At 62.2% G+C, this 1,215-nt stretch carries 1 protein-coding gene; it reads right to left on the reverse strand.

The features are described from left to right. On the reverse strand, positions 1–1,215 hold a 1,215-nt coding region (gene lpdA, locus GOOTI_RS10425), incomplete at both ends, for a dihydrolipoyl dehydrogenase (protein ID WP_007238550.1).

The raw sequence follows: 1,215 nt of genomic DNA on the forward strand, positions 1-1,215 counted from the left end.
GGTCCCACTTCTGCGCGAGGGTGAGTTCAGGCAGCATCTCGGAGACGTTGTCGCCGACGAGGTGAGCGCCGAGCAGTTCGTCGGTATCGGCATTGGTGAGGAGCTTGACGAAGCCCGCAGTCTCTCCCATTCCGCGTGCTTTGCCGTTCGCGCTGAACGGGAAGGTGGTTGCCTTGACGTTGAACCCTGCGTCCTTGGCCTGCGCTTCGGTGAGTCCGAAGGAGGCGACCTGCGGCTGGCAGAACGTGGCACGCGGCATGAAGCGGTAGTCGCCGAGCGTCATGGTCTCCGCACCCGCGATGGTTTCTGCCGCAACGACGCCCTGGGCCTCCGCGACGTGCGCGAGCTGGAGCTTCGCTGTGACGTCGCCGATCGCATAGATACCGTCGACGTTGGTCCGCATGAAGTCGTCGATCGCGATGGCACCGCGATCGGTGAGCTCGACGCCGGTGTTCTCGAGGCCGAAGCCCTCGACACGCGGCGCGAACCCGACGGACATGAGGACGCGGTCGACGGTGACCTCGCCGTCGTTGCCCTTGGCGTCCTTGTAGGTCACCGTCACGTCGTTGCCGTTGTCGGTGACGGTCTGCACGCCTGTTGACGTCAGTACCTTCACGCCGAGCTTCTTGTACTGCTTGGCGATCTCCTTGGAGACGTCGACGTCTTCGTTGGGCAGAACGCGGTCGAGGAACTCGATGATCGTCACGTCGACGCCGTAGTTGGCGAGGACGTAGCCGAACTCCATACCGATCGCACCCGCGCCGACGATGACGATCGAGTCGGGCAGGTCACGGGTGAGGATCTGGGTCTCGTAGGTGACCACGTTGTCGGAGAGTTCGACGCCGGGCAAGAGCTTGACCACGGACCCGGTGTCGATGATGACGTTGTCGAAGGTGATCTCGCGGTCGCCGACCTTGATGGTCTTGGCGTCGACGAAAGTGCCGAAGCCCTCGATCTCGGTGATCTTGTTCTTCTTGTTCAGGTAGTGCACACCCTTGGCGCTCGCGTCGGCGACGCTACGACTGCGGTCGAATGCCGACCCGTAGTCGAAGCTCACATCTCCTGACATGCCGAAAGTCTTCGACTCATGGTTGAAGATGTGGGCGAGTTCGGCGTTGCGCAGCAGCGCCTTGGACGGAATACATCCAACGTTCAGACACACGCCACCCCAGTACTTCTCTTCGATGATGGCGGTGTTCATGCCCAACTGGGCGG

It is taken from the genome of Gordonia otitidis NBRC 100426 (assembly GCF_000248075.1).
In the GTDB taxonomy this organism is placed as follows: Bacteria; Actinomycetota; Actinomycetes; order Mycobacteriales; family Mycobacteriaceae; genus Gordonia; species Gordonia otitidis.